At 41.1% G+C, this 25850-nt stretch carries 25 protein-coding genes, 1 pseudogene and 1 riboswitch; of the genes and pseudogenes, 7 read left to right on the top strand and 19 right to left on the bottom strand.

Annotated features, from left to right (window positions below; translation table 11 throughout):
* Positions 1-45: 45 nt before the first annotated feature.
* From ACJYYY_RS05110 to ACJYYY_RS05095, 4 genes and pseudogenes are all read left to right on the top strand, one after another.
* A complete protein-coding gene (locus ACJYYY_RS05110) occupies positions 46-579 on the top strand; it encodes a hypothetical protein (protein WP_408869194.1) in 534 nt (177 codons plus the stop codon).
* A 400-nt stretch (positions 580-979) separates the two neighbouring features.
* Positions 980-1297 (top strand): annotated as a pseudogene (locus tag ACJYYY_RS05105) (hypothetical protein); the annotation flags it as partial.
* 39 nt (positions 1298-1336) lie between these two features.
* A complete protein-coding gene (locus tag ACJYYY_RS05100) occupies positions 1337-1678 on the top strand; it encodes a transposase (RefSeq protein ID WP_035315888.1) in 342 nt (113 codons plus the stop codon).
* Positions 1584-2201, top strand: a complete 618-nt coding sequence (locus tag ACJYYY_RS05095) for a transposase (RefSeq protein WP_408869193.1) — start codon at positions 1584-1586, stop codon at positions 2199-2201. The genes ACJYYY_RS05100 and ACJYYY_RS05095 overlap by 95 nt, the downstream gene beginning before the upstream one ends.
* Positions 2202-2516: 315 nt before the next feature.
* Here the strand turns inward: ACJYYY_RS05095 and ACJYYY_RS05090 are convergent, their stop codons facing one another.
* The gene (locus tag ACJYYY_RS05090; RefSeq protein WP_035315218.1) at positions 2517-3014 is read right to left on the bottom strand and encodes a DUF1648 domain-containing protein; all 498 of its coding nucleotides are present in this window, start codon (positions 3012-3014) and stop codon (positions 2517-2519) included.
* Positions 3015-3168: 154 nt separating this feature from the next.
* On the opposite strand from ACJYYY_RS05090, the gene ACJYYY_RS05085 reads away from it, so the two are divergent.
* On the top strand, positions 3169-3669 hold the full coding sequence (locus ACJYYY_RS05085) for a hypothetical protein (protein WP_408869192.1): 501 nt from the start codon (positions 3169-3171) through the stop codon (positions 3667-3669).
* 18 nt (positions 3670-3687) lie between these two features.
* Here ACJYYY_RS05085 and ACJYYY_RS05080 read toward each other — a convergent pair whose 3' ends face one another.
* The 11 genes from ACJYYY_RS05080 to ACJYYY_RS05030 form a co-directional block, all read right to left on the bottom strand.
* The gene (locus ACJYYY_RS05080; RefSeq protein ID WP_035315217.1) at positions 3688-4977 is read right to left on the bottom strand and encodes an MFS transporter; all 1290 of its coding nucleotides are present in this window, start codon (positions 4975-4977) and stop codon (positions 3688-3690) included.
* Complete coding sequence (locus tag ACJYYY_RS05075) at positions 4961-5731, bottom strand: glycerophosphodiester phosphodiesterase family protein (RefSeq protein WP_035315215.1); 771 nt, start codon at positions 5729-5731, stop codon at positions 4961-4963. The genes ACJYYY_RS05080 and ACJYYY_RS05075 overlap by 17 nt, the downstream gene beginning before the upstream one ends.
* Positions 5732-5969: 238 nt before the next feature.
* Positions 5970-6299, bottom strand: coding sequence for an iron-sulfur cluster biosynthesis family protein (locus tag ACJYYY_RS05070; RefSeq protein ID WP_035315214.1), 330 nt, complete (start codon positions 6297-6299; stop codon positions 5970-5972).
* Positions 6300-6618: 319 nt separating this feature from the next.
* A complete protein-coding gene (locus ACJYYY_RS05065) occupies positions 6619-7335 on the bottom strand; it encodes a YebC/PmpR family DNA-binding transcriptional regulator (protein ID WP_035315213.1) in 717 nt (238 codons plus the stop codon).
* Between the two features lie 105 nt (positions 7336-7440).
* The gene (locus tag ACJYYY_RS05060; protein ID WP_035315225.1) at positions 7441-7923 is read right to left on the bottom strand and encodes a GNAT family N-acetyltransferase; all 483 of its coding nucleotides are present in this window, start codon (positions 7921-7923) and stop codon (positions 7441-7443) included.
* 63 nt (positions 7924-7986) lie between these two features.
* The gene (locus ACJYYY_RS05055) at positions 7987-9345 is read right to left on the bottom strand and encodes an aspartate ammonia-lyase (RefSeq protein WP_408869191.1); all 1359 of its coding nucleotides are present in this window, start codon (positions 9343-9345) and stop codon (positions 7987-7989) included.
* Between the two features lie 105 nt (positions 9346-9450).
* Positions 9451-9756, bottom strand: coding sequence for a rhodanese-like domain-containing protein (locus ACJYYY_RS05050; RefSeq protein ID WP_035315211.1), 306 nt, complete (start codon positions 9754-9756; stop codon positions 9451-9453).
* A 66-nt stretch (positions 9757-9822) separates the two neighbouring features.
* Entirely contained in the window at positions 9823-10740 is a 918-nt protein-coding gene (gene rihC / locus ACJYYY_RS05045) for a ribonucleoside hydrolase RihC (RefSeq protein ID WP_035315210.1), read from the bottom strand.
* A gap of 519 nt (positions 10741-11259) precedes the next feature.
* Positions 11260-12324 (bottom strand): exonuclease domain-containing protein, encoded by a 1065-nt coding sequence (locus tag ACJYYY_RS05040; protein ID WP_051457021.1) that lies wholly within the window; start codon positions 12322-12324, stop codon positions 11260-11262.
* Positions 12325-12402: 78 nt separating this feature from the next.
* Positions 12403-12717 (bottom strand): multidrug efflux SMR transporter, encoded by a 315-nt coding sequence (locus tag ACJYYY_RS05035; RefSeq protein ID WP_035315208.1) that lies wholly within the window; start codon positions 12715-12717, stop codon positions 12403-12405.
* Between the two features lie 6 nt (positions 12718-12723).
* Complete coding sequence (locus ACJYYY_RS05030; RefSeq protein ID WP_035315207.1) at positions 12724-13050, bottom strand: multidrug efflux SMR transporter; 327 nt, start codon at positions 13048-13050, stop codon at positions 12724-12726.
* Between the two features lie 46 nt (positions 13051-13096).
* A riboswitch (guanidine-I (ykkC/yxkD leader) is annotated at positions 13097-13197 on the bottom strand.
* Positions 13198-13309: 112 nt separating this feature from the next.
* Here ACJYYY_RS05030 and ACJYYY_RS05025 point away from each other — a divergent pair.
* The gene (locus tag ACJYYY_RS05025) at positions 13310-13816 is read left to right on the top strand and encodes an HPP family protein (RefSeq protein ID WP_051457020.1); all 507 of its coding nucleotides are present in this window, start codon (positions 13310-13312) and stop codon (positions 13814-13816) included.
* 94 nt (positions 13817-13910) lie between these two features.
* Entirely contained in the window at positions 13911-15836 is a 1926-nt protein-coding gene (locus ACJYYY_RS05020; RefSeq protein WP_408869190.1) for a Na+/H+ antiporter, read from the top strand.
* 50 nt (positions 15837-15886) lie between these two features.
* Here the strand turns inward: ACJYYY_RS05020 and ACJYYY_RS05015 are convergent, their stop codons facing one another.
* The 7 genes from ACJYYY_RS05015 to ACJYYY_RS04985 form a co-directional block, all read right to left on the bottom strand.
* Positions 15887-16735, bottom strand: coding sequence for a YitT family protein (locus ACJYYY_RS05015; protein WP_408869189.1), 849 nt, complete (start codon positions 16733-16735; stop codon positions 15887-15889).
* 181 nt (positions 16736-16916) lie between these two features.
* A complete protein-coding gene (locus ACJYYY_RS05010) occupies positions 16917-18305 on the bottom strand; it encodes a hypothetical protein (protein WP_408869188.1) in 1389 nt (462 codons plus the stop codon).
* A gap of 258 nt (positions 18306-18563) precedes the next feature.
* A complete protein-coding gene (locus ACJYYY_RS05005; protein ID WP_035315203.1) occupies positions 18564-19691 on the bottom strand; it encodes a mannitol-1-phosphate 5-dehydrogenase in 1128 nt (375 codons plus the stop codon).
* The gene (locus ACJYYY_RS05000; protein WP_408869187.1) at positions 19688-21757 is read right to left on the bottom strand and encodes a BglG family transcription antiterminator; all 2070 of its coding nucleotides are present in this window, start codon (positions 21755-21757) and stop codon (positions 19688-19690) included. The genes ACJYYY_RS05005 and ACJYYY_RS05000 overlap by 4 nt, the downstream gene beginning before the upstream one ends.
* Before the next feature lie 106 nt (positions 21758-21863).
* Positions 21864-23750 (bottom strand): PTS mannitol transporter subunit IICBA, encoded by a 1887-nt coding sequence (locus tag ACJYYY_RS04995; protein ID WP_035315221.1) that lies wholly within the window; start codon positions 23748-23750, stop codon positions 21864-21866.
* 190 nt (positions 23751-23940) lie between these two features.
* Positions 23941-24552, bottom strand: coding sequence for a TIGR00730 family Rossman fold protein (locus tag ACJYYY_RS04990; RefSeq protein ID WP_051457018.1), 612 nt, complete (start codon positions 24550-24552; stop codon positions 23941-23943).
* 16 nt (positions 24553-24568) lie between these two features.
* Positions 24569-25795, bottom strand: a complete 1227-nt coding sequence (locus ACJYYY_RS04985) for a CorA family divalent cation transporter (RefSeq protein WP_408869186.1) — start codon at positions 25793-25795, stop codon at positions 24569-24571.
* Positions 25796-25850 lie beyond the last annotated feature (55 nt).

Here is a 25850-nt window from a genome sequence, read left to right as displayed (position 1 = left end):
TGCTATACTGTTTTTACTATACAACTTAATCAAGGGAGTCTTTGCATGAATTTTACATTTTGGTTTATCTTCTTTTCACAAATTGCTTTTTGGTTTGTCCTGTTTGCTGGTTTTATTACACGTTACCTCTTTAAAAAGCAACGTGCCAGCAGCATCGTTTTGTATGTTGCTGTCGCCATCGATGCAGTGCTCTTATATGCAACGGCCTTAAACATTAAAAACGGCACCTTTGCTACCATTTATCATGGCCTCTCTGCTGTTTTTATTGGTGTTGCCCTGTGTTGCGGGCCTTCACTACTCGCTTGGATTGATAACAAATTCAAACCAGCCGACCAAAAAGAACTGAGCCCTACTAAAACATTAACCGGTAAACCACTGGCCAAATATAAATTAAAGCAGTCCGTACGTCATTTATATGCCTTCTGTTTAGGGTCAATCTTACTTGTTTTGGCGGTTTTGTTCATTGACAACAGCCATAATAGTAAAGGCTTAACCGATGTGATAAACATCTGGCTTTTTATCATCATGTTGGACTTCTTATATTCATTAACGTTTTATTTTTGGCCTAAAAAAACTTAAAGTGTCATTAAGCAGTTAGAACTGCTACTTGTATCAAGATGTTCATGTGGACATCTTTTTTTATTACACTAACTATAATCAATCACAAAATTAGATATGGTCATCGGTAGCAAACTTATCCTCGCGGTGTTTCTCTATGCGTTAAATAAGCTAATTCGTGCCAAATTAAAAGTGCTGTGCACACGTGTTCCTTTGGCAGCAAGTTTATCACAACAACAACTTGTTATAATGAAAGTTTATCTCAGCCTGTTTGTGCCGCTTATTATTAAAGCTGCTCTGCTTGAAACCTATATCTTTGCTCTGTTAAATTAAAAGGTTCTATAATTTATGGTGTTGGTGAATTTTCACTGATGCCTATTTTTTCGCAAAAAAATAGCAACATTTTCAAAATCCCTATAATATTAAGTCACCACAACAAATTTATAAGGGGGATTCGACAATATCAGGTATCACTTGTAATAATATCGCAAATCCCTCTGGAATTACAGATGAAACTATTTCTTTTCCAAAAACATGGTGTTTAACTCAGTTAATTAAAGGTGTTTTAAGCACTTGTTATTTTGGTACACGCTCTTACACACACTCACGGTGTGCGAATTGCGGCTTTAATAATAAAACAGTTAAACTCATTAAACACGGAACTAAACTATCACGTATCACACTCCCTAAAACAAATAACCTTCCAACCTATCTCTTTTTAAAGAAGCAACGCTTCTTATGTAAAGGATGTAAAACAACCTTTATCGCTTCAACTTCGATGGTAAAACGAAATTGTTTTATCTCCAAACGTGTCATCCAAACACTAGCTGCCGAAGGACAGTTTATTACTTCTGAAAAAGATATCGCTTTTAGACAGAGTGTTACAACAACTACTGTTAATCGTGCTTTACACCAATGGTCTCCTCAATTCAAACCGAACTATCAAAGGCTTCCACTACATCTTTCAATGGATGAATTCAAATCGGTAAAGAGTGCTGATAGTCAGATGTGTTTTATTTTCACTGATGCGAAAAAATATGAAATCATTGATATCCTCCCATCTAGAAGATTGCATCATCGATCGTTTTCATTTGTCCCAATTATTAACACGCTCCCTTAATCAAACACGTATTAAACTCATGAACCGTTATGATACTCCAAACTCAGAAGATAAAAAGATTTATCGTAAACTCAAAGCGTATTGGAAATTACTTCTCAAAAACAAAACAGACTTAAGCGATTTTGATTATCGCTATCATCGTTTATTTAACGGACAAAAAAGTTCGACAGGAATCATCGATTACTTTATGACACTGGATGTTGAATTCAAAGAAACATACGAACTAGCACAGCAATTACTGATTGCGGTACAACACAAAAATTCCCCTGCTTACCAATCACTGATTCAGACTAAAAAACCTTTCATGTCTTTACAACTGAAACGCAGTTTAAAAACATTAAACAAGCATTTACCTTCAATTGGAAATAGCTTTAAATACGAGGATTCCAACGGGCATTTAGAAGGGATCAATAACAAAATAAAAGTGATTAAACGGATTTCGTTTGGTTACCGTAACTTTTCAAATTTCAGAAACAGGATTCTACTCGGATTCAATCATAAACGCATCGCTCCCAACTCGTAATTAATTGACTCTTTTACTGTCTTTTAATACGCGAGAGCCTCAATAATAAACGTGCAGTGTCATGACGTTTGTGAAGGCGACTCTAGCGGGAAAAGTGGCAGCTGAATACCCCACAGCGGAGCGCGGAGGATGAAGCGTCACCCGCAGAAAGCGTCCTTCACATTAGGAATGACTACAAAAAAAGCAACTACCAAAAAAGATAGCTGCAAAAATGACTTATTTTACTAAATTTTGAATAACAACACTATTTGACATAGAGCCAATTAAAAATACCATTGGAGCACGCTAAAATCCGCGTCCTTCAATGGTATTTTTTTAATTAGTCCGTGTTCTTTTAAAGCCTATTAAGCGATAAATCATGTAGCCGATACCGCTTATGCCTAGCCCGATTAAGGTTAAAAAAGAAGTGAATAAAATTGGATCATTTTTCAAATCATTTTGTTGTAAAATCGCCAACGTAATAATCATAAAAACGAGACTAATAAAGAGATTACTACCCGCAACAATCGTGCATGATAAGCGATACTGTGCCCGTTTGTTAGCCTCTGTTAAAAACATGTAATTATGTTTTTCCGGGTGAGCACCAATAACAAATAACAGCAACCACATCAGAAACCCTATAATCGGCAAAAGCCACACACTCGCTCTACCAGCATAACCGTCTATCTCACCCGCAAAATTAAAATGCATCGGCACAATCTTTGGTAACGCTTGGTAGTTAACTGCTAAAAACAACGCTAAAGCCGTCAAAACAAGGAAACTTAACCAAGTGAATACCTGTTGTAAGATCGTTCGTTGATACGTTTGTTCCATTTTCAGCCATCCTCTTTCTCTAAATACAATATCAACAGTATACCATGCTCCAGATGCATCATAAACCCATATAACGCTTATTTTGACAATAAAAGGCTTACATCTCAGAATTACTGTTGTATACTAATAGAGTAAAGGATTTTTACATTCGACATTGGAGGTTTTAACGATTCCATTCAACAAAATCATCTTCTCCTTACTATGTCTGTTTGCACTTAGTGCGTGTACGGCTAAGAGTCAACCAACAGCTCCAGAAGACACAACAGCAACTTCCGACTTTCGTTCTTTTCAAGCGAACTTAAAAAAAGAAGCCGATGATAAAAACAAACATAACTACCAACATAACATCACCTATCAACAGTTAGTCGATGAGCCTAATCGTTATATCAAAGCAAGAATTCGTTTTTCTGGCAAAATCATCGCCATTTTAAAAGGGTCTGAATATTCGCTCTGCCACTTCCAAATCGACGATGACAGCACCAAAATAATCATCCTTACGATTCCAGACGAACAATTGGCTCAACAACCGCTCTCAAAAGGTGATGAAATTACAAGTTACGGTGTCTCCGAAGGGCACTATACGTACGAATCCCCTTCGGGTGCTTTTATCACCTTGCCTATGCTTGAAGTCCGTGTGTTTGAAATGAACAACTAACCTTTTTAGAGTCCGTTCTTATCCTGCACTGACGTTGCGTTTTTTCTTAGCCCTTTCACTGACAATCACCAATAAAAGTGCACTGATTACACCGAGTAAGGCGACTGCGGTACCGATTTTAAAAATCGTTTGATAGGCATCGCCCGCCACAAACTTATCGATAATATGACCGTTTAAGCTATAGGCCCAAAACACCGGGGCGTATGTTGCAAACGACCCGATGCTCATGGCTGACCCTGAATACTTCTCTGATATTCCCGCCTCTGCCACTGGAGCTAAAATGACACTTTTAGCCAAGAAAATCGAGAAGGAGAACAGCATTAACAAGGCGATACTCAAGCCGATTTTATCAGGGGTTTTTGGAATAACCATCGTCAATCCAAGGGTCACGAACGTCATCACCAATGATACAAAAATCATTTTTGCCGATGATTTAAAGACATAATCGGCCAACAAACCAGCAATTGCCCCCGATAGCACACCCATCGCACCGGTATTAATAATCCCAAAGATGGCCGCTTGGCCACGTGAAATACCAAAGACCGCTTGTAAATAAGGAACTGTGTAAATCAAGTTAATGTATGACCAATAAATCGTTAAGCCCGCCACCGATGATAACCACACCGTCGGTATTTTAATGACATGTAATAACCCTTTGAGGGCATCCAGTGACTTTGTTTTGGGTTGTTTTTGTTCAGCAGCAATGCCATTAACAGGCACATATTTAATAATATAAAGCACGAGTGGAATAATCAGTAAGTTATAAGCCAACATCCCACCTTTAAAAATTGCAATTCCTCCAAACAAGGCCATCACAGCGACAATCAATAAGTTCATTACCATTTCAAGCGCCCGCCGTGCCGATTCTAATATCCCGAAGGCAATTCCTTTTTTATCGGGGGCCGACAGCAATACGACACCATTCAAAACCGCTGGCCAGAAAAAAGCTTCAACGACACCCCAAATAAAGGCAATCACCTTTAAAACGGCAAAACTTGGTGTGAAAAAGATAATGATGAAGGTGGTAAACATCCGAATGAGGAGACCAACGACTAATAGTGATTTAATCGAAAAGCGGTTGTTTAACCAGGCAGCTGGTACATAAAAGAAGATTGAAATTCCAATTAAACTAAAAATGATACCAAGTTCGGTATTATTCACTTGTAGCACTTCAAGGAGCACATCATAGAAGGTGCCTTTAAAAGCTTCAAAAGCGGAGTACACAATTTGACCTGCTAACACGACCATCGAGAAGCCGATGAACTGATTTTTGGAACTGAATCCAGCTTTTTTAAGTAAGCCTTTCATGACTCATCCACTCCTTCTTTGTTAATGACAACAGTTCATCTGCCTTATCACTAAAAACACCGGTGACGCCCCAATTAAACAATTCATTAGTGCGCTCACGCGTATTCACCGTCCAAACATTGACTTCATAGCCTAACGAAACAGCTGTTTGCACAACGTGTTGACTCAACCCTTCGTTTTCTAGATGGATTGCCCGCGCCCCTACTGCAGCCATAATGAGCGGCCAATCTGCTTCTAATGTATGTGTTTCAAATAACACCGCATAATCTAAATCAGGATGATAGGCTTTCATTTTTAAGAGCATCAACGGATTAAAACTAGAAATACTAATTTTGATGGCAGGATTCAACTGTGTTATTGCCTCTGCCAATTGCGCCACCACCTCATCTGCAAGTTCATTGCCTCGGTTGCCAACGACTGCCTTCAATTCAAAATTGATATTTAGTTTCGTCCGATTTAAGCAGGCAATTAAATCTGCCAATCGTGGAATCGGTTCATCTTTAAAGGCCGTACCAAACCATTCACCAACGCTTGTCGCTGCAATATCAGCAGCGCTCAATTCTGCTAAATGACCGCTCTGATTGGTTGTACGATCCAACGTATCATCGTGCATGATGATAACTGTGCCATCACCTAAAATACTAATATCAGTTTCTAACCATTCGACCCCATAACGGTGTGTTGCTTCAAACGCGGCCACTGAATTTTCGGGGTATCGCAGTGACAGCCCTCGATGTGCAATAATTTTTTTCATATTCGCTCCTTTCGTTTTACAAATTAGTCAACTGATTGCGTCGTTCAACAAAAAAACCACAGCCTCCTCTCTTTTTAGGATTCTGCGGTTCTCATCGTCTCATTACGCATCGATTAACTTACCACGAGTATAATTCCATCGTGTAAGCGTTGTCAATCTTTTTATGTTGTTTTATAAAAATAGTTTTATTCAAACTAAACCAGTTTATATCTTATTATATATAGATTGATTAGATCTTTTAATTATGAGTTAGCACCTTGACATTCGGTGATAAAATACCACTTTGACCGCTTAAAATAAGACGGCCCGATGCTGAATCACGGGTCAACACCATCTCTTCTTCCATAAAAGTAAGACTAAAGACATTGGTAAACACCGGCGGATACGAACGCTTTAAGGGACGATCATAAGGAGCTAATGGCGCGTTAGAACAACTGAGGATAAAGAGCCCAGCATCGCTACACGAGCAACTATTAAGTGATTCATACGTGTAATAGAGCGTGATGACTTTGGTCGTTGCGCCTACACAGAGGCTGTCTACTACTGCCTGACTCATTGTTATATTCATTTTCATTCCTCCTTCACGTTATAGTAGTAATCCTCTCACCGCAATGAGCAGCACAAGGACAAGCGTTAGAACTCGCAGCCATAATGGCGTTTTTGGTCCACTAAACCAACTAACAAACATGATGAGGAGACAGAGCGTGACGATTACGTAATGCATTGGCAGCATCCTCTCTCGATACATCATTCAGTATAACAAACACCACTTCGACTGGCTACTATGAGTAAATAAAAAAACAAGCCTATAAAATAGACTTGTTTCTGCCCCTTTTCAAACAAAAAAGCGGTTGAGATATGGATGAAACCGCGTCATATCAACGTTGTTACTCGAAACTTACATTATGGTGAATTTTTTGAACATCTTCCAATTCATCTAATGCGTCAATTAATTTTTCAAACATTACAAGATCATCAGCTGACAATGATAATTCATTTTGAGCAATCATCTCTGTTTCTGCTACCGTGAATTCTTCAACGCCATCGGCTTTTAAGACCGTTTGTACTTTGTGGAAATCTTCTGGTTCAGCATAAACGATGACTTGTGAGCCCTCAGTTGCAACATCACGAATCTCGATATCATTTTCTAACAACAATTCAAAAATCGCATCGGCTTCTTTGCCTTCAAAAGCGAACATCGCTGTGTTATCAAACATGTAAGCCACTGCGCCTGATACACCCATGTTCCCACCGTTTTTGTTGAAAGCTGAACGTACTTCAGCAGCTGTACGGTTAACGTTGTTTGTTAACGTATCAACGATAATCATTGCACCACTTGGCCCAAAGCCTTCGTAACGTAATTCAGCGTATGTTTCATCACTAGAGCCTTTCGCTTTTTCGATTGCACGATCGATAATGTGTTTCGGAACGTTATATGTTTTTGCACGTTCAATAACGGCATGTAATTTACGGTTAGTCGATGGATCAGGATCTCCTTGTTTCGCTGCCACATAAAGTTCTAGACCAAACTTCGCATTAACCTTACTCGTTGTTTGTTCTTTTGCTGCTTTTTTATCTTTAATATTAGCCCATTTACGACCCATTTTATCCACTTCTCTTCCATTTATTTTTCGATGTTTTTTCCTATTCAATTATAAGCCACGATGACCTATTTGTTAAGGGTTATTTTTACCGATTTTTTTCTGTAACTATTGACCTAATTGTTGTAAGCGTTCGCCGGATAGACGATAGGTCGTCCAGTCGTTCATTTGTTCTGCACCCATTGCTAAATAGAAGGCAATACTTGGCTCATTCCAGTCCAAACAGCACCATTCTAAGCGACCACAATCTCGTTCGACTGTAATTTGTGCCAGTCGTTGAATGAATTTTTTACCGAATTTTTTGCCCCGATGTTCCGGTAACACATAGAGGTCTTCTAAATAGATACCCGCTTTACCAAGAAATGTCGAAAAACTATAAAAGAACAGCGCAAAACCAACCGCTTCGTGCTCATATTCACCAATCAGCACTTCGGCTGCCTGCTTGTCAAACAACCATTCAGTTAATAAACTTTCGGTCGCGACCACTTCATCGCTCATTTTCTCGTAAGCTGCAAGGCCTTTAATAAAGTCTAATATTAAGGGAACATCTGCTCTTGTCGCCATTCTAAACGTGATTTCATGCTCAGACATCTTCATCTATCCCTTCTGCTCTTAACTGTCTTTATTATACCGTTTTGATAACCATTCGACAAATCACCCTAACGGCACAGCATCAAACATATCTGTTTCAATTCCCTTCGCAGCGGCTACCTCTTTTAATGTTTTACCTGAAGCAACTGCTTCTTTCGTTAAATCGGAGGCGACCGCATAACCGACAGTTTCAGCCAATTTGGTCGATAGATAGAGACTCCGTTCGAGCAATTCATGACAACGGGGTTCATTGGCCTCAATACCACTTAAACAATTGTCGACAAAAGTTTTCACAGCCGCCTCTAGCACATCAAACGATTCAAAGAGTTTATAAAAAATAACGGGTTCAAAGGCATTCAGTTCTAATTGACCGCCTTCAACTGCCATCGCCACGGTCACACTATTACCCGCGACAATAAAGGCACATTGATTGACGATTTCTGGAATGACCGGGTTAATTTTACCAGGCATGATTGACGAGCCGTTTTGTTTCACTGGCATAATCAGTTCGCCGATACCGGAACGAGGGCCTGATGAGAGCAGGCGTATGTCGTTAGCTATTTTAGACAGGCTAATCGCAATCACCTTTAATACATCCGCGATAACTGCATAGCACTCGACATTTTGCGTTGCATCAATTAAATCATCGGCCAGCTCTAATTCTTCACCTGTTAGCTCACGAATAATCGGCATAAAGGTTGCACTAAAACGTGGATGCGCTGAAATACCTGTTCCTATTGCCGTCCCTCCCATATTTAATGTCAGTATTTCACTCTTTGCCTGTGCGAGGCGCTTAATGTGACGTTTAACGAGCGAATAATAGGCATGAAATTCTTGCCCGAGTGTCAACGGGACGGCATCACTTAATTGTGTGCGCCCAATTTTTTTGACTGCCTTAAACTGCTCTGCTTTTTGCAAGAGGACGAGGGCCATTCGTTCGAGTTGAGCATGTAAGAGGGGGATTTTTTTTAACAGTGTTAATTTGCCCGCGGTCGGATATACATCGTTCGTCGATTGGCCTCGGTTAACATCATCATTCGGGCTGACGCGTGTATAATCGCCTTTTTTGCCACCTAACAATTCAATGGCGCGATTGGCCAATACTTCGTTAATATTCATGTTGCTGCTCGTGCCAGCCCCACCTTGCATCGGATCGACAATAAACTGGTCATGTAATAAGCCAAGCAATACCTCATTTGCTCCTGCGACAATCGCGTGAGCCACATCAACACGAATCATTCCTAACTCAGCATTGGCTAAGGCTGCAGCCTTCTTTATTTCGGCTAAACTTCGAATGAAATCCGGCTCTAATCGCTGCCCTGTAATTTGAAAATTCGCTTGTGCCCGCGCGGCATTAACACCGTAATAGGCTGTTGTCGGTATCGACATACTGCCGACACTATCATTCTCTGTTCTGTACATATAACTCGCCCCCTTTATTTTGTAACCGTTTACATTATAACTGAAAAAACAATAAAACACATGCATTAAAGCTCTCGCTCTCTTTGCTGTGTTTTATTGCCGTTTTTATTTTAGTTTACCACGCCATTGATTCATGCCACCAGTCACATTAATCGCCTGATAACCTAAGCGTTGGAGTCGTTTCACAGCCTGTTTACTGCGCATACCCGACTGACAAATAACATAGAGTGGTTCTGTCTTATTGCCGACATATGTTTCAACAACGTGTAATGGTATGTTCTTGGCACCTTTAATATGACCTGACTTAAATTCAACGGGCGTACGAACATCTAACACTGTTGTTGTACGTGTCAATCGTGCCGCTAAGTCGGTTGTTGCTATGTGTGGCACTTGTTTAAAAAACGAAAACATCTTACCCCTCCTAATATACCCCTATAGGTATATTAGACACTATTAAAATAACACTGTCAAGTTTTACTATTTACACTTCGCCAAACCTGCTATAAACCAGTGTTTAAATTGTACCGGGTCAATATCAACACATACTTTCACATTTGCGCTTTGACCGCTTAAGCCATTCAAATCAACGACTGTCGCACCGGCTGTGTATTGCCCTGTCGTTTCGATTGCCACATGCACATCCTGTGTTGTGAACATAGCTGGTGCGAGTAAATAAGCAATCGCGCAGCTGTCATACATTGTTGCTCCCCCTTTGGTTGACGCACCACGATAACGTTGCAAAATGCTAAAAATCATCTCACCTACAGGATGCATTGCCTTAATGATGGCACTGTCCTCAGGGGTGACAATCGCTTTCCAACCGACATCAAGCGGCGCCATTACAAGCGGTATCCCACTCCTAAACACAATGTCAGCTGCTTCTGGATCAACAAAGATATTGAACTCGGCTAACACTCCGGCATTGCCGCGCCCAATTGCCCCACCCATTAACACAATCTCGGCAATTTTATCCTTCGCCAGCGGGAATTCTCTTAACAGCATCGCCACATTCGTTAACGGACCAATCGCTACAATCGTCATCGGCTCATCTGCACTCAGCAACTCGCGGTACATCGCCTGAACGGCAGTCTCTTCTAACAGTAAATGCGTCGCTGGGGCTGGAAAATCATAGCCATCCATCCCTGTTTCGCCATGCACTTCACTTGCATCAATCGCGTCACGCAGCAACGGTCGTACCGCACCTTTTGCAACGGGAATCTCTTTCTTAAACAACGCCAACAGTTTTAATGCGTTGGCGGTCACCTTGCTTAAACTAACATTACCAGCTACCGTCGTAATTAACCTCACATCCAATGCATCTGACGCTGTTGCAATCGCTAAGGCAATCGCATCATCGATTCCCGGATCAGTATCAATTATAATCGCTCGACTCATCTTCAACACCCCTCTTCAATTGATTAGCTATTTCATCCTCACCATAACAAACAATGTAAGCGTTGTCAAAAAGTGCAGCGTGCACTGCTCTTTTCCGCAGTAAAAAGCCCGTTAACCCCAAGGGTTAACGGGCTGAGGCTGAAGATAAACGCTGTTCTAGGTCATCAATGCCTCGCCTTATCGGAGTCGAGTACCATCTGTACACTCACCTCAAAGGCTCGTGTTTCTTACTAGAACGAAAGTAAAATCAGCTCGTTCAACTTTAAAGATATTGGAATGGAAAAGAAGAGCGACTATTTACCGTCGCTAGTTTCCATGAAATATCATAGAAGTTAGCTGATTAAACGAGAGGATATAACAACGTTTCTATTCAGTCTTATCATCTCGTAGACAAAGTCACTGTAATAGCATTTCAAAGAAAATGAAGACTGTTTAGACTTTGTCTACAATCTGAACCCATTAACCCCAAGGGTTAACGGGCTTTTTCATAAGTGAACGATTCAATTACAAAAAATGATTTCAACGATTACCGGCCGCTTCGTCAACCTGTTGTTTAAGCAATTGATATTTACGCCAGTCTTGCTCGACAATTTTTTGAGCATCAATCTCTCGTTTAAGACGGGTCACATTTCGGAGGTAACAATCAATTAAGAAGTCACGGTAAATAAGGACATCCGCCAAATGCGTTATCGTCACCCGAAATGTACCCCAGTCTGATTTAGGTGCTGCTTGAATAATCGCATTTGGATACGCAATCGTAAATGTTTCCTGATTACCACGCAGGCTGATAAATTGTGACTTTGAATTACAGGTAATGCGGGCAAAGGTAAAGTAACCTTCGAGGCTAAATGTTTTACCGACATGTTTTACCGCAAAAAAACTCGCCATCCGTTGCCCTTGTAAAAACACATTCAAACTTTGGTACAAGCGCAGTTCATCCTCACTAAAGCTATCGGTTGATGCTTTTTGCGGTATGACAGCCGCTTTGCCTAATGTGCCGCTTCGCCCACGTTCCGGTGTTTTTTGCCAACACATCATGTAAACCTTCCCTGTGACGATACAATCTTCTAAGGCATCATGCGATTGATTATCTAATCCTAGGTGATTTTTAAGCGTTTCAAGCTTATGATTCGGTGTATCAAAGTATTTACGTGCTAACGGTACTGTATCCAATACGTGATATGTCACTTCTTCAAGTCGTAGATCACAGGAAGTTGCCAGTAAAAACTTCATATCGAACGACGCGTTATGTGCCACTATGGTATAGCCGGCGATATAGGCTAAAAAGTCCGGCCACACGTCTTCAACTGCTGGTGCGGTTGCCAAAATCTCATCGGTGATGCCAGTGATGCGTACAATTGTGTCAGACAGTGCTTCAAAGGGATTAATGTAACTCGAATAAGTCGAGACTTGTTGACCATTCTCATATTTAACGGCCCCAATTTGAATCACTTGATGACGCTCAGGACTTAAACCGGTCGTCTCAAAATCGACCACCACAAAACTTGCGGGTAGTTTGGTCGGTTTTTGATAAGCTTTCGCCGTTTTTTTCGTACTCGTGCGACGGTAATTACGGTAACTCATGGTTAGATCACAGCCTTACTATCTGATTTATGTCTCATCTAGTATTTTACCGCACTGTGACCAAATTCGCATCTCCTTTTATGAAATCAATTTCAAGCCGACCGTTGCGGCAATGATTAAGCCGATGAAAAAGACTCGTTTGACGCTTTTAGAGTCACCAAAGAAAAACATCCCCATCAAGGCCGATCCCGCTGTCCCAATACTCGTCCAGACTGCATAGGCTGTTCCCATTGGAATGGTGTTCATCGCCAATGACAATAATAAAAAACTAAGTGCAAACGCAACAACTAACAAGAGCATGTTCTGCGCATTCCGTTTTGCCACTAAGCGGTTAATACTCGAGACACCGACGACTTCAAAGCACCCGCCGATAATTAATAAAAGCCAAGCCATTTGTCATCATCCTTTCGTTTTTGTTGTTGCTAATTTCAAACCAATCACACCCGTCATTAAGACGACGAGTAAGACTGTTTTTAAGACAGTCATCGCTTCACCAAATAAAACGACACTTGTTACAACTGTCCCTAACGTGCCTAGACCGACAAACAACGCATAGGTTGTACTGACACTATTGGTTGCACTCACCTTAATTAAGAGTCCAAACGATACGACGATACAAACGACTGTTAAGAGCCACTCCCACACATTACTCGAATGTTTCAAGCCAATCACCCAGCCCACTTCCGCGATGGCAGCTAAAATAATTAATAACGTACTTTTACTCATTGTTTCCACCTCCTCAAAAAAAAGCCTAAGAAAAACGAAAATTCGTTTCTCCCAGGCTTTTGTCCTTCCGTGTCACAACGGCAACCGTTGCGCATTTCTCTCGGACCAGACTAACGATGAAGTTACGGAACCCTAGAAATGTTTTCGTATTTAATTAGTCCCTTAACTATAGCACATCTTTTTTCGGAGGGCAACCACCGCTTATCTGTTGACTTTTGTATCTGCCTTTTTTATACTGGGCAAAAAGGAGTGTTGCCTCATGGATTACTTCAAAAAAATGCACACCAGTGCCCGCAGCCCACTGACTTACCGTTACAAGAGTGTCTGTTTCAACGGTTGTGGCGCCTTTCTTACCCTCTTTCTGCTCTCTCTTCTCACTAACTTAATAAACCTACCTTGGTTGATGGCACCCTTCGGAGCCAGTTGTGTCCTTGCGTTCGGGGCTTGGAATGCACCGTTCTCACAGCCACGTAATATTATTGGTGGCCATTTCTTAGCTGCTTTAGTCGGATTAACCGTGTTGCAGCTAATACCTCACACACCCTATCAGCTAGCGCTAGCTGTTGGCCTGTCTTTAATCGTCATGCAACTGACTAAAACAAGCCATCCACCTGCTGGGGCAACACCCATTGTCATCATCTGTGCAAACGCTTCCTGGTCTTATCTCTTTTTCCCCGTTTTAGCAGGCTCTTGTTTGCTCGTAATCTGTGCCCTTCTTTTTAACAATCTAAGTAGTACACGTCACTATCCCACCTTTTGGCTCTAATACTAGTCCGTGTAAACATTCATTTCTTGACGATGATTTAGTAACACAGTATCCTTAAGGAAGATACATTACTTTATTACTCGAAGAGGTGCTTATGGAAATATTTGAAACAATACTTGTGATGCTCGCCTTAATTTTAGCATCTAACATTCTCCAACGTTTTTTACCCTTTATTGCGGTTCCCATTATTCAGATTGTGCTAGGAGGCCTTTTTTCGCTCATTTTACCGCACACTTACTTAGAACTTTCGCCTGAACTATTTATGTTATTGTTCATTGCTCCGTTGCTCTTTAACGATGGTGTCAATGTGGATAAAAAATCGTTCTTCAAAGAAAAAAAAGCGATTTTCATTCTCTCGATTTGCTTAGTCTTTGTGACAGTCGGCGCCTTAGGTTGGTTCATTCATTTTATCATCCCAACCTTACCGTGGGCGGCTTGTTTCGCCCTTGCTGCTGCACTGGCACCAACTGATGCCGTCGCTGTGAGTTCATTGGCTGATAAGGTCAAAATGCCGAAACGGATGTTGCATATTTTAGAAGGTGAATCCTTAATCAATGATGCTTCGGGTCTGGTTTCATTTCAGTTTGCCGCAGCCGCCCTCTTAACTGGAGTCTTTTCAATGACAACAGCCGTAACAAGCTTCTTTTTAATCTCACTAGGCGGGATTGCCGTCGGTTTGATTTTAGGCTTTTTAGCGATTTTATTCTTACGTTGGTTAAAAAACCTCGGGATTCAAAACAATGTCTCCTTTATTCTGTTTGAAATTTTACTGCCGTTTGCGATTTACCTTGTCGCCGAAGAATGCGGTGTGAACGGTATTCTAGCCGTTGTGGCGGGTGGAATTGTCTATTCGTACCATTATAAGAGCATCAAGCTCGATAAAGCACAGCTAAATGTTTTATCAAAAAGCACATGGTCGATTCTATCGTTCAATTTAAATGGACTTGTCTTTATTTTATTAGGAACGCAATTACCGCACATTACCTCGGTTGTCTGGCACAATCAGTTCATCGATAATCGTTTAGTGTTTATTTATGTGTTAGTGATTGCCTTCATTTTGCTCTTCTGTCGCTTCCTTTGTTTCTTAGCAATCCGCAATTTTGAAGAGTCCTTCAGTCTGAAACAAAGCCTGCTCTACACCGTCTCAGGCGTCCGTGGCACAATTACGCTTGTCAGTGCACTCAGTTTACCACTCGTCTTGAATAATGGCGCTGTGTTCGAAGCACGCGAGTTATTGATTAGCATTGCCAGTGGGGTTATTTTAGTTACCTTATTACTCGCTAACTTTACAATGCCCTTGTTTGCAGAGAAAAAAGTTGAACTCATAAAAAACAATGAAACCGAGATCGCTATTTTACAAACAGTGATTGCACAGTTAAAAGCACAACTGACTACCGCGAATAAAACGGTGCTTGGCAAAGTGATTAAGATGTATAACGATCGCCTCTTGTCTTTATCTGATCGTGATGATTTTTCCCAGCAACAAGAAGAAGTGATGACGAAAGTGTTACATTGGAAATACACCAACACCCTCCACTTATTAAACACGAAACAAATCAGTGTGCTGGTGGCCTTTAATTATTTACGCCGCTTAAATCATCGGTTGTATCGTCTCACTAAAAAAACGCAATATCAAAAGCGACATTTCATGGCGAATGTTATGAAAAATGACTTTTCGCAGCATTTGTTGCTGCCAACGAACCGCCGTGCTGAAATTGTGCTTTTACGTGAAAGCAACCGTAACTATGTGTTAGTACAATTACGCGAGGCTGAAAAGACGGACGACCAGAATATGATTATCGATTTTTACCTGCTACGTTATGCACGGATTAAAGCCTCGCATACTACTGATCAACCTGAACAAGACACCAATTTTGATGAATGGTTACAAGATGCGATTCAAATGGAACGTGAAGAGTTGCAAGCCCGCTTTGAAAACGGTGACTTAAAACGGCTGGAACAGCGGGCCTATCTCGATAAGTTGCTAACACTTGAAAATTCGATTCAGTTTATTTCATAGTTGTACAAAAAAGTAGTAAACCATTGCGGTTTACTACTTTTTTCATTTTCTTAAACAACTGAATAGTAATTAAAGCCGAGACCATGTACTTCTGACACATTATATGCAATCACAAAGCTATCTGGATCAATCCCTTTGATTGTTTGCAACAAACTTTGGTACTGTTGATTGCTAACGATGACCATCAGCATATTTTTTTGTTCATCCGTATAACCACCTGTTACACCAAAAACAGTCACGCCTCGATTTAAGTCATGAAGCAACGTTTGCTTGATTGCTTCGGTGTGTGCTTGACTCATAATCATCACTGCTGTTTTACGTTTAATCCCAGTTTCAATATAGCTCATGACGATAGACGTAATAATTAAAGAAAGCACCGCATAAAAGAAGGCTTCCATACTGAATACGAAAATATTAAAAATGACGATAATAATATCAGTCACAAATAGACCAATCGCTGTATTGAGACCAAAATACTTTTTGAAAATAAGTGGCGGAATCGTTGTACCGCCACCCGATGCCCCGATTTTATACAAAGTTGCAACACCCACTGCAAAAATTGCACTACCGAATGTAACGGATAAGAAAATATCAGTCGTCACCATCACTTCTGGGACAATAGCTAATGATACAGGTAATAACATGCTGCCAATAACCGTGTTAATAAAAACTGGTTTGCCTAAAAAGATGTACGTTAACACGAGCATAAGTAAGTTTAAAATAAGTACAGTCAGCGCCCGATCAATCTGAAACACTGATTCAACTAAGATGCCGATACCACTAACACCCCCAGCTGCAATATGATGTGGTCCTAAAAACATGTTAATACTAACCCCAATTAAAAAAATAGCTACGACTACCAGCGGTAAAGTCTTTACAATCGCTTTTGTTTCTTTCATTCATTCAACCTCTTTCATCCTTTTTTATTATTGTGGTCCTAAACCCTCAATGATTATCTCTTTAAAACACCCTTTTTCAAGAATACCTTGAATGACTCCTAAAAAGAAAGTAATAACCTACTAGTACAATACAAAAACTTCCACCTTAAGTTCAGTAGAAGTTAGTTTTAAAGCTTATCTTTTATGTTATTGTTTCCACAACGGTTCTCACTGGATCATTCAATACCACATAGTTTGCCCGCGCGACTACCATCTCGGGTGTGGCACGATAAAATGTTTGAATGCGGTGTTGTTGCTGGTGTACCTTTAAATAATCAGTCACGCTGTGAGGGCAACTGTCTAAAAAGACAAACACGTAATCAAAGGTACGACTCTGCTTAAACAAACGCGAGGGATTCACTTCATACGGATCAATAATCTTTACATCTTTAGTATACACCCTTAGTGCGTCACGATAACGATGCGCGTGTTTGGCTGTGATTAGTGTAAAACTGCAATTGGCAAGTCTGTTTTTCATGGCGTGATTAAGTGGCGGTTTCATCGTCTGTTGGCGCGGTTTCTTCATCAACTGACGTTCACTTTTTGACTGATTGATACTGCTATAGCAATAGACAATCATCGCGTGTTTTTCCTCAATCAATGCCTTACACGCATCTAAATCGCGGGCCATTTCAGGGCGACTTTTCACAAAATAAACATCATTGGTCGTCACATCCACAAACAAAGGTTCCTGTTCGGCCAATACAAAATAACCAAAGCGATAATTCGTTGTGTTTTCGAAATTCATCCGTTTAAACACGCTATCGTATTCGTAGAGTAATTGGTTCAGCTGACCGTACTGCTCAAAGGTACGCTCATCTAAGCGATCGCGTAAGCTTTTAATCATTGCGACAATCGTTGTTCGCTCTGGCTGTTGTTGTTTCAGCTGTTTACGCAACTCGGTATGTCTCATCTTCATTTTAAATTGTGAGGCTTTGAGCCGATTTTTTGTTTGACGTAATCCTTCAACCTTAATGTCTTGTTGACGATTAATTTGCCGTAAATGTTGCTCCATTTGCCGTATATGAGCCACCTGTCGATTAGCTTTGGCAATCACCTTAACGATACGTTGTTGCGCCTGCGCTAACTTTTTTTCCAAAACTTGCTTATCATTGATGAGTTCGGTCGAATAAGTCAGTAACTCAGCCATACTCGCAATGTGTAGCGGTGTCGCGGCTGCTAACTCTGTTAATTGCTGTTCGTCTGCTTGATACCCCTTGATAATCGCTGCTAGACGCTCTTCTTCTTGCTGAAAATGATTGTTTTCTTTTTGAAGCTGTTTCACCAACCGCTCAGAGTTAGCCATGCGCTTATCGCTCTTTGCCAGATTTTGTTGCAACTGTTGGTATTTTCGCTCCTGTTTCTTCAGCTTTCGTTGCAGTCGTTTCGCTGTTTGCTCTGGCACTGCGTTACTCGTTGCAACCGGTTGTGCTTTCGCTTGAAAGAGACTTTGTGCGCGCTGATACAGGTCATCCTTCCGTTGCTGTTCGTCGGTTTCTTTCTCCCATGGTTTCCTTGTTTGATTGTGCAATTACGGTTCCCCCTTTCAAAACCTCTTTATTTTTAGCTATAGTTATAATTGCAATATAGCATATTTCGGCAACTATTTCTTCTGAAAACCCCGACAAAAAACCCTTCAAATGAAGGGTTCCAGATTGTCGACAAAGTCAAATTAAACTGCTTTTTCTTTCGGATTTTATGACAGTGACTTTGTTTACGAGATGATAAGACTAAATAGAAAGGCTGTTATAGCCTACCCTCTAGCTTAGCTGTGCGTTTTTAAGTGCGTCTAATACTGCGCGATAATTTCTTGATATAATGGATTGGTCTCTTTTAATTCACACACCGTTTGAAGCACATGGTCTAATCCTTGTGTTTGTAATAAGGATTGAAGCGTCATCGCTTCTTTATCTGAGGGATCATCAAAGTGCAATGCCGCCACAATCGCTTTCGCTAAATTTTGATGGGGCAAGCCTAATTTATCAGCCTCGACTGCGGGACGCACTAACCGGTCTTGCGCACCTAGTTTACGCAATGGCGAACGTCCAACTCGATCAACCCCATCTGCTAACAACGGATTTTCGAAACGGTGGATAATTTTTTTGATATAAGCTGCATGGTCGGCAGCATTCAAATCATAGCGTTTCACTAAATAAGCGCCTGTTTCACCTAAAGTCGCAGCAACTTGCTGATAGACAGCTTCATCTTTCAATGTTTCATCAATGGTGTGATACCCTTTAGCATAGCCCAAATAAGCAGTAACTGCATGACCTGTATTGACAGTAAATAATTTACGTTCAATGAACGGTGCTAAGTCAGGCACGACTGTCATACCAGGAATAGTTGGTAAGGTCGTTTTACTTTCAACCACCCATTCATAGTAGGCCTCTACCTGTACATCTAACCCGAGTCCGTCAGGTTGTGCTGGCACAATCCGATCAACGGCTGAGTTGCAAAAATGAACCTGTGTCTTGATTTTTTTAGCAGTAGCCTCATCCACATGCGTGAAGATAGCGTCGCGTAAAATATCAGTGGCATTGATTTGGTTCTCGCAGGCAATCACATAGAGTGGCTCTGACGTTAGTGTCACTCGTTTAGCTAACGCCGCTGCGATTGCTGGCGCGATAAACGGTAATATTCCCGCACCAATTGCAGTTGTTAAAAAAGTCGCTTCGGCAATTAAGGCTTCGACTGCTGCTGCTTGCGTGCCACTATTCAAACCATAAACCGGCTTAATCGTACTTATTTTCGGCTGTTCTTCTGCTGTAATCACCTGATATGACTGCTTATCATTTAATTGTTGAATCAAACTGTCGTTCAGATCAGCAAAGGTCACTTCATAACCCGCTTCGTTTAATAACGCACCAATAAATCCTCTACCAATATTTCCTGCTCCATAATGAATTGCTTTTTTCATTCTAAATCAGTCCTTTGTGTTTTATTTACAATCACTTTTTGTAATGCCCGCTCAATCTGCGGGCGAATGAGACGTTCTTGACCTGACGAAAAGATTTGGGTACTCTCGGTGCTTTCAATCAACAGGGCGCTAATCGTACTAACAACCTCTGTTTCGGCAGCACTTAAGTGTTCCGGCGCTAAGAGTAAAATAAAGGTGCTCACCGGCCATTGATTAGCATCCATCCCTTGTAACGCATAAGTCTGTGCTGTTTGCACAATCGTCAATGTCATCTGCTGTACAGCGGCATGGCGCGTATGAAACAGCGCCATCGTTGTATTAGGTATCGCTAATCCACCTTGTTTTTCACGCCACATTACTTTTTCAAAAATGGCTGTTTGCTGCGCTGTTAATAAGTCCGGCGTAATTGCTGTTATCATGTCAGCAACAAGTTGCCGGTAATCCTGTTGTGCTGTTATCGTTGTCACCTTTAAATTATCTAAGAGTGAATGAACCGCCTTTAAGATGGCATCCAACTCACTTATAAACTGCTCAAATGGTTGTGTCACTGCCGCGTACTCGTTATCGCGAGTGGCACTATATTTTTTACGCTCCATCATAACAGGTAACTGTTCTTTGATGTAGCGGCGTACTGCGTGTACGTCTTGCTGTGGTAACAACGGATTAACGAGCAAATAGGCTTTTGGTGGGTGCTGTAAACGCACGGTTGATAACACGATGTCATACTGATCCCAATCGACTGTTTGCATCTCTGCCATTGACGCAACGACATGGTGCGTTAGTTCGGGGATATCTTTTGTGAGACGGGTCGATAACATCTTTGAGGCCCCAAAACCGGTTGGACAAATAATGAGCGTCTCTATATCTATTTGTTCTTTGCGCATTTCTAATGCTGACCCGAAATGCAAGACGATGTATGCCATTTCATCAATCGCCAAGCTATGCCCATTCAATTCTTCTTGCAGCCCTTTTTCAATGGCCATAAACAGCAGCGGGTATTGTCGTCTAATGTCTTCTGATAACGGGTTATGAACCGTTATTTTATTTTGAAAACGAAAGACCGCTGACGGCATATGGGCTAACAGACCTTGAAACAGTGAAAAATCATCTGTTAAGTCGATATTAAGTTGCTCTGATACATGGGAAATCAGTTGCTGAACGAGTCGTGTAATTAGCAAGCTATCATAGCCGCCCATCGTTTCATTTAATTGAATAGCACTTTGCCATAACATTGCAATTTCTGCTTCTTCTCGCTTTGAGATGGTACGTGAAATTTCCGTTGTAAAAGTCGCGGCAAAACGATAGGCATCATCAGACAAGCGCATTGTTATTGGCTCATCATCAATCAAAAAACCGGCCTCACTGCGTTGTAGCGCAATCACTAATTGAATTAAAAAACGCAAATAGGAATTAACGGCCATTTCATAATGTGAGGATTGTAAATAGCTCCGTTCAATCGTATTAATTTCTTTAATTAACGCAATTGGCAGGTAGTCGAACCAATCCGCGGTCGCGGTGTCACGTTCAATTTCAAACAAGGCATCGATCAATTGCTCATCAAAATATTGCAGTAAATAACTGGCCAAGGCTTGGCGTTTATTGCGTTCGGTTGCGCGCAGTTGAATACCACTGCCACGATAACGTTCTATCGTAACGTTTAATGGCTGTAACCAGTCGCTTAATGATTCTAAGTAGGTGCTTGCTGTTTGCGTCGAAACACCAATTTCTGACGCGAGGTTACTCAATTTATACGGTGCTGTTTGATGCGCTAACGTTTTTAAGAGCTGCCAATTTTTTTCTTCTGGTGTTTGGTCAAAGGCTTCTGACTGATGTAATTCTTGCGCAAGTTTAAACAGGTTCGCGTTGGTACCTGCGATGTAAAATTCTTGGTCACGCTTACTCAAGGACAGATGAAAAAGAGCCAATGTATGTGACACTGTTTTAAAATCACGTTGCACCGTACGTCTGCTTACTTTTAAAAGTGAGCTAAAATAGTCCAACGTATTGCCCGCTTTATTTTTAACCAGTGTTTCTAAAATGACCTTTTCACGTGTTGTTAAAAACATCGAACACACCTCCTTTAGTTTACTAAAGTATACCAATTAGACACATTTTCGTAACATTTAACGCTCGACCCACGAAAGCACCTTCAACTGAAGGCGCTTTTCACTCTTATTGTTCGAGTCGTGTAATGATAGCTGCTGCTGAGGTTTCTGCGACCATCGCATGCACCGCTGCCACATCCGCACACGTTTCAGCAATCATTGCTAAAATACCCAAATGATCATTGTCAGCACCGGCAATCGCGAATAATAGTCTCGTCTCATTGCCATCAAAATCGACACCCTCTGGTATTTGTACAATCACCACGCCTGATTGAATGACAGCTGCTTTCGCTGCTTCCGTCCCGTGTGGTATCGCAACAAAGTTACCCATGTAGGTCGATAAATTGGCATCACGTACAAGCATGGACTCAACATATGAAGTAGAAACATAGCCTTTTTCAACGAGTTTCTCACCAGCAAAACGTATCGCTGCTTCTTTCGTGGCAAAACGTTGATTAAGGTAGACGTTTTCCTGATTTAAAATAGCTTGATTGGTTGTTGACTCACTTTGGTTAACGACCGCTTCAGTTGGTTTCACTCCTTGAGCTAATAATGCGACTAATTTGTCGTATTCGGGACTGTCTAAGAAGTTGTCTACTGAAATATGATGGGCATTCGGACGCTTCGTTGTAGCTCTAGGTGTTAATTCTCGTTGTGTAATAATAATTTGTGCATCCTCAGGCAATTGTGAAATAGCTGTATTGGTAACTGTTACAGCAATGTTGGCCTGTTTGATTTTTTTACGAAGTAATGAAGCACCCATCGCACTTGATCCCATACCTGCATCACAGGCAAACACAATCTTTTTGACATCTGCTGCAATGACTGACGTCGCTTCGTTTGTAAAATGCCCTGCCACACTACTTTCTTTACCTTTCATTGCAGCCATTTTTTCACTGGCTTCTTCAATTGATGTGTCACTTTTTTTACTGAATTTCAAGATTAGAGCTGCCACAAGGAAAGAAACAACTGCTGCCACTACCACGCCGGCAATGTTTGCACCATAATTACCTAAGCCTTTAGGTGTTGATGCTAATACAGCTAAAATACTACCTGGTGAAGCGGGTGAAATTAAACCACCGTCGAGCAATGTTAAGGTGAAAACGCCACTCATTCCACCAGCAATTGCAGCGATTAATAAGGCCGGTTTCATTAAGATGTATGGGAAATAAATTTCATGAATCCCACCGAAAAATTGAATGATGGCTGCACCAGGTGCAGTTCGTTTGGCAGCACCGCTACCAAAAATACTCAAGGCCATTAAAATACCTAAACCGGGGCCAGGGTTTGCTTCAAGTAAAAACAGAATTGATTTTCCTGAATCAGCCGCTTGTTGTACGCCTAATGGTGTTAATATCCCCTGGTTAATTGCATTGTTTAAGAACAGTACTTTTCCGGGTTCAATAAAGATTGAAGCCAACGGCAATAGGTTGGCATTAACAATCCAATCAACCGCGCTTGCTAATACATTGTTGAGCCCCGCCATAATTGGTCCAACACCTTTAAGACCGATTATCGTTAAGATTCCGCCTAAAATACCAGCAGAGAAGTTATTAACGAGCATTTCTAAACCTGCTTTAATCTTGCCTTCAAGCAAGGCATCGAATTTTTTCATTAAGTAACCCGCAAGTGGTCCCATAATCATTGCGCCTAAGAACATCGGCACATCTGACCCAACGATGACACCCATTGTGGCAATCGCACCAACAACACCACCACGATGGCCGTGCACCAGTTTACCACCTGAGAAACCAATGAGTAATGGCAGTAGGTAGTTCACCATCGGCGTTACCAATTCAGCTAACGCTTTGTTCGGTAGCCAACCATCTGGAATAAATAAGGCTGTAATTAAGCCCCAAGCAATAAACGCACCTATATTCGGCAACACCATCGAGCTTAAAAAGTTACCGAACTTTTGTACCCCTTGACGTGTATTTCCCTTTTCTGTTGTCATTGTCATCCCTCATCTCTTTTTAGCGATATTTTGTTACCGCTTTCATAACTTTATGATATAACGGATTTTGTCACAGAACAATCTAATGTAGCCATAACTTTGTCACTTCTAACTGTGACATTGTTTATTTTTAGGCAAAAAAAGAACCCTCAAAAGAGGGCTCAGGTGGTAGTATCCGTCGTATGACACTTTATTTTTCTTCCAAGTTGATTGCTTCTAACCGGTTGCTTTCACTTTGGTTCTGGTACTGTCGAACAACTGGTGGTTGATAGTCTTTCAAAAATGCGGCAATCTCCGTCACATTACTACTAAATGAGGTGACGGATCGATCGGTTGCCGTTAAGAAACCATTTGCCACCATTTGATCATAGAACTGAGCTAATGGTGTGTAATAATCCGCCACATTATACAAAATACAGGCGTTTTGATGTTGACCAATCCGCGCCCAAGAAATCACCTCGGCAATTTCTTCTAATGTTCCTGGTCCACCAGGCAATGCAATGTAACAGTCACCTAAGGCAATCATTTTATTTTTACGCTCTGACATTGACTCAACGAGTTGCAGCTCGGTTAGCTGGGGATGACTCAATTCGCGCTCCGCTAAAAAAGTCGGCATAATCCCAATCACTTTGGCACCGCCAGCTAGGACGGTATCGGCTAGTAGTCCCATTAAGCCCACCTTGCCGCCACCGTAGACTAACGTATGTTGCTCGGCGACAATCCACTGACCTAACGCCTGTGTCGCCGTTTTAAAGGCGGGATTCTGGCCCGTGCTTGCGCCACAATAAACGACAATTTTCATCTTCATTCCTCCTTCGTTAACGGTTCATCATTTTGCGTAAAATAAACGACAGACTCAACCAGACAAGCACACTGATAATAATCGTGATTAACCAACCAAAGGCGTTATTTTCAAGCGGTAATGGCATGTTCATTCCAAAAAAGCCCGTAATCACGGTTGGGATTGTTAACAGCACCGATAGCACGGTTAAAATCCGCATGGTATCGTTCAAGTTATTGTTCAAAATGTTATTATAGGTCCCTGACAGTTGTTGCAAAATTTGGACGGACAACTGGGTCATCTCAACCAATTGTTTTGCTTCAATTAAGACATCGCCAAGCTCTTCGATTTCGACATCATCAAGTTCTTTGTAGATCGCATGGGTTTTAATTTGTTCGAGCAAAACAACATTTTGCTTCGATGCTGAGATGAAAAAGATAATACCCGTTTCTAAATCCGACAGCGACAGCAGTGTTTTTTTGGTTGTTTTGACCTTTAATTGTTGGCTGACTTTGTTACGTTCAAGATTAAGTTCTTCAACGTATGGAAAAAACTGATCGGTAATCATTAGCAAACTATTGAACAGCATTCCAAAGACAGACACCGTCTCATTTTGTTTTAGGAGCGCTGCCATCTTACTGATTAAATAATGATTGCGGTCGTTGGAGATGGTAATCAGTGTCTCGCCTTTGATGATAAAAGTCATCGGGATTGTTTCATAATGGTTGTCGATTTTTGTTTGGTTCGGAACGTTATAAATAAAGACGAAGGTATTCGTCGTTTTATCGTAGTCTAAGTGGGCGCGTTCGTTCTTATCGAGCGAATAGCCGATGATTTCTTCATCAATCCCATACGTGGCAAATAATGTTTTAAGATCATGTTCTTGCGTGGTGTTAACATTAATCCAGCAGTTTTGTTGCTGGTTAAACCGTGTTTTTTCAATCATACACAAACCCCTTTTTTTATCACTTAAGTCTATCTTAACGTAATTAAGCGATTGGCGAAAGAGGCGAATGCGTGTTTGATTAAGGGAACGTGTTACTAATTGGGACAAATGAAAACGATCGATGATGGTATCTGCATTTGGGAACACCTCTTTAATTAAAGACCCGTAAGGGGCGTTCATATCGGTGACAATCGTTTTTACAGAAGCTCTCGCTTCATATGAATAATTTAAAAAGTAATCTCTGAGATGATGCAATCTTCTAGATGGGAGGATATCAATGATTTCATATTTTTTCGCATCAGTGAAAATAAAACTCATCTGACTATCAGCACTCTGGATAGGCTACACTAAGTTAGACAGAATAAATGAGGGC

Origin of the sequence: Brochothrix campestris, from assembly GCF_046058945.1 — a bacterium.
Classification (GTDB): Bacteria; Bacillota; Bacilli; order Lactobacillales; family Listeriaceae; genus Brochothrix; species Brochothrix campestris.
This window is presented reverse-complemented; position numbering and strand designations above follow the sequence as displayed.

What these genes read in the sequence shown, in the direction of transcription:
- ACJYYY_RS05110 (WP_408869194.1), top strand. Translation starts at nt 46, where the DNA reads ATGAATTTTACATTTTGGTTTATCTTCTTTTCACAAATTGCTTTTTGG.
- ACJYYY_RS05100 (WP_035315888.1), top strand. Translation starts at nt 1,337, where the DNA reads ATGGTAAAACGAAATTGTTTTATCTCCAAACGTGTCATCCAAACACTA.
- ACJYYY_RS05095 (WP_408869193.1), top strand. Translation starts at nt 1,584, where the DNA reads ATGCGAAAAAATATGAAATCATTGATATCCTCCCATCTAGAAGATTGC.
- ACJYYY_RS05090 (WP_035315218.1), bottom strand. Translation starts at nt 3,014, where the DNA reads ATGGAACAAACGTATCAACGAACGATCTTACAACAGGTATTCACTTGG.
- ACJYYY_RS05080 (WP_035315217.1), bottom strand. Translation starts at nt 4,977, where the DNA reads ATGAAAGGCTTACTTAAAAAAGCTGGATTCAGTTCCAAAAATCAGTTC.
- ACJYYY_RS05075 (WP_035315215.1), bottom strand. Translation starts at nt 5,731, where the DNA reads ATGAAAAAAATTATTGCACATCGAGGGCTGTCACTGCGATACCCCGAA.
- ACJYYY_RS05070 (WP_035315214.1), bottom strand. Translation starts at nt 6,299, where the DNA reads ATGAATATAACAATGAGTCAGGCAGTAGTAGACAGCCTCTGTGTAGGC.
- ACJYYY_RS05065 (WP_035315213.1), bottom strand. Translation starts at nt 7,335, where the DNA reads ATGGGTCGTAAATGGGCTAATATTAAAGATAAAAAAGCAGCAAAAGAA.
- ACJYYY_RS05060 (WP_035315225.1), bottom strand. Translation starts at nt 7,923, where the DNA reads ATGTCTGAGCATGAAATCACGTTTAGAATGGCGACAAGAGCAGATGTT.
- ACJYYY_RS05055 (WP_408869191.1), bottom strand. Translation starts at nt 9,345, where the DNA reads ATGTACAGAACAGAGAATGATAGTGTCGGCAGTATGTCGATACCGACA.
- ACJYYY_RS05050 (WP_035315211.1), bottom strand. Translation starts at nt 9,756, where the DNA reads ATGTTTTCGTTTTTTAAACAAGTGCCACACATAGCAACAACCGACTTA.
- rihC (WP_035315210.1), bottom strand. Translation starts at nt 10,740, where the DNA reads ATGAGTCGAGCGATTATAATTGATACTGATCCGGGAATCGATGATGCG.
- ACJYYY_RS05040 (WP_051457021.1), bottom strand. Translation starts at nt 12,324, where the DNA reads ATGAGTTACCGTAATTACCGTCGCACGAGTACGAAAAAAACGGCGAAA.
- ACJYYY_RS05035 (WP_035315208.1), bottom strand. Translation starts at nt 12,717, where the DNA reads ATGGCTTGGCTTTTATTAATTATCGGCGGGTGCTTTGAAGTCGTCGGT.
- ACJYYY_RS05030 (WP_035315207.1), bottom strand. Translation starts at nt 13,050, where the DNA reads ATGAGTAAAAGTACGTTATTAATTATTTTAGCTGCCATCGCGGAAGTG.
- ACJYYY_RS05025 (WP_051457020.1), top strand. Translation starts at nt 13,310, where the DNA reads ATGGATTACTTCAAAAAAATGCACACCAGTGCCCGCAGCCCACTGACT.
- ACJYYY_RS05020 (WP_408869190.1), top strand. Translation starts at nt 13,911, where the DNA reads ATGGAAATATTTGAAACAATACTTGTGATGCTCGCCTTAATTTTAGCA.
- ACJYYY_RS05015 (WP_408869189.1), bottom strand. Translation starts at nt 16,735, where the DNA reads ATGAAAGAAACAAAAGCGATTGTAAAGACTTTACCGCTGGTAGTCGTA.
- ACJYYY_RS05005 (WP_035315203.1), bottom strand. Translation starts at nt 19,691, where the DNA reads ATGAAAAAAGCAATTCATTATGGAGCAGGAAATATTGGTAGAGGATTT.
- ACJYYY_RS05000 (WP_408869187.1), bottom strand. Translation starts at nt 21,757, where the DNA reads ATGTTTTTAACAACACGTGAAAAGGTCATTTTAGAAACACTGGTTAAA.
- ACJYYY_RS04995 (WP_035315221.1), bottom strand. Translation starts at nt 23,750, where the DNA reads ATGACAACAGAAAAGGGAAATACACGTCAAGGGGTACAAAAGTTCGGT.
- ACJYYY_RS04990 (WP_051457018.1), bottom strand. Translation starts at nt 24,552, where the DNA reads ATGAAAATTGTCGTTTATTGTGGCGCAAGCACGGGCCAGAATCCCGCC.
- ACJYYY_RS04985 (WP_408869186.1), bottom strand. Translation starts at nt 25,795, where the DNA reads ATGAGTTTTATTTTCACTGATGCGAAAAAATATGAAATCATTGATATC.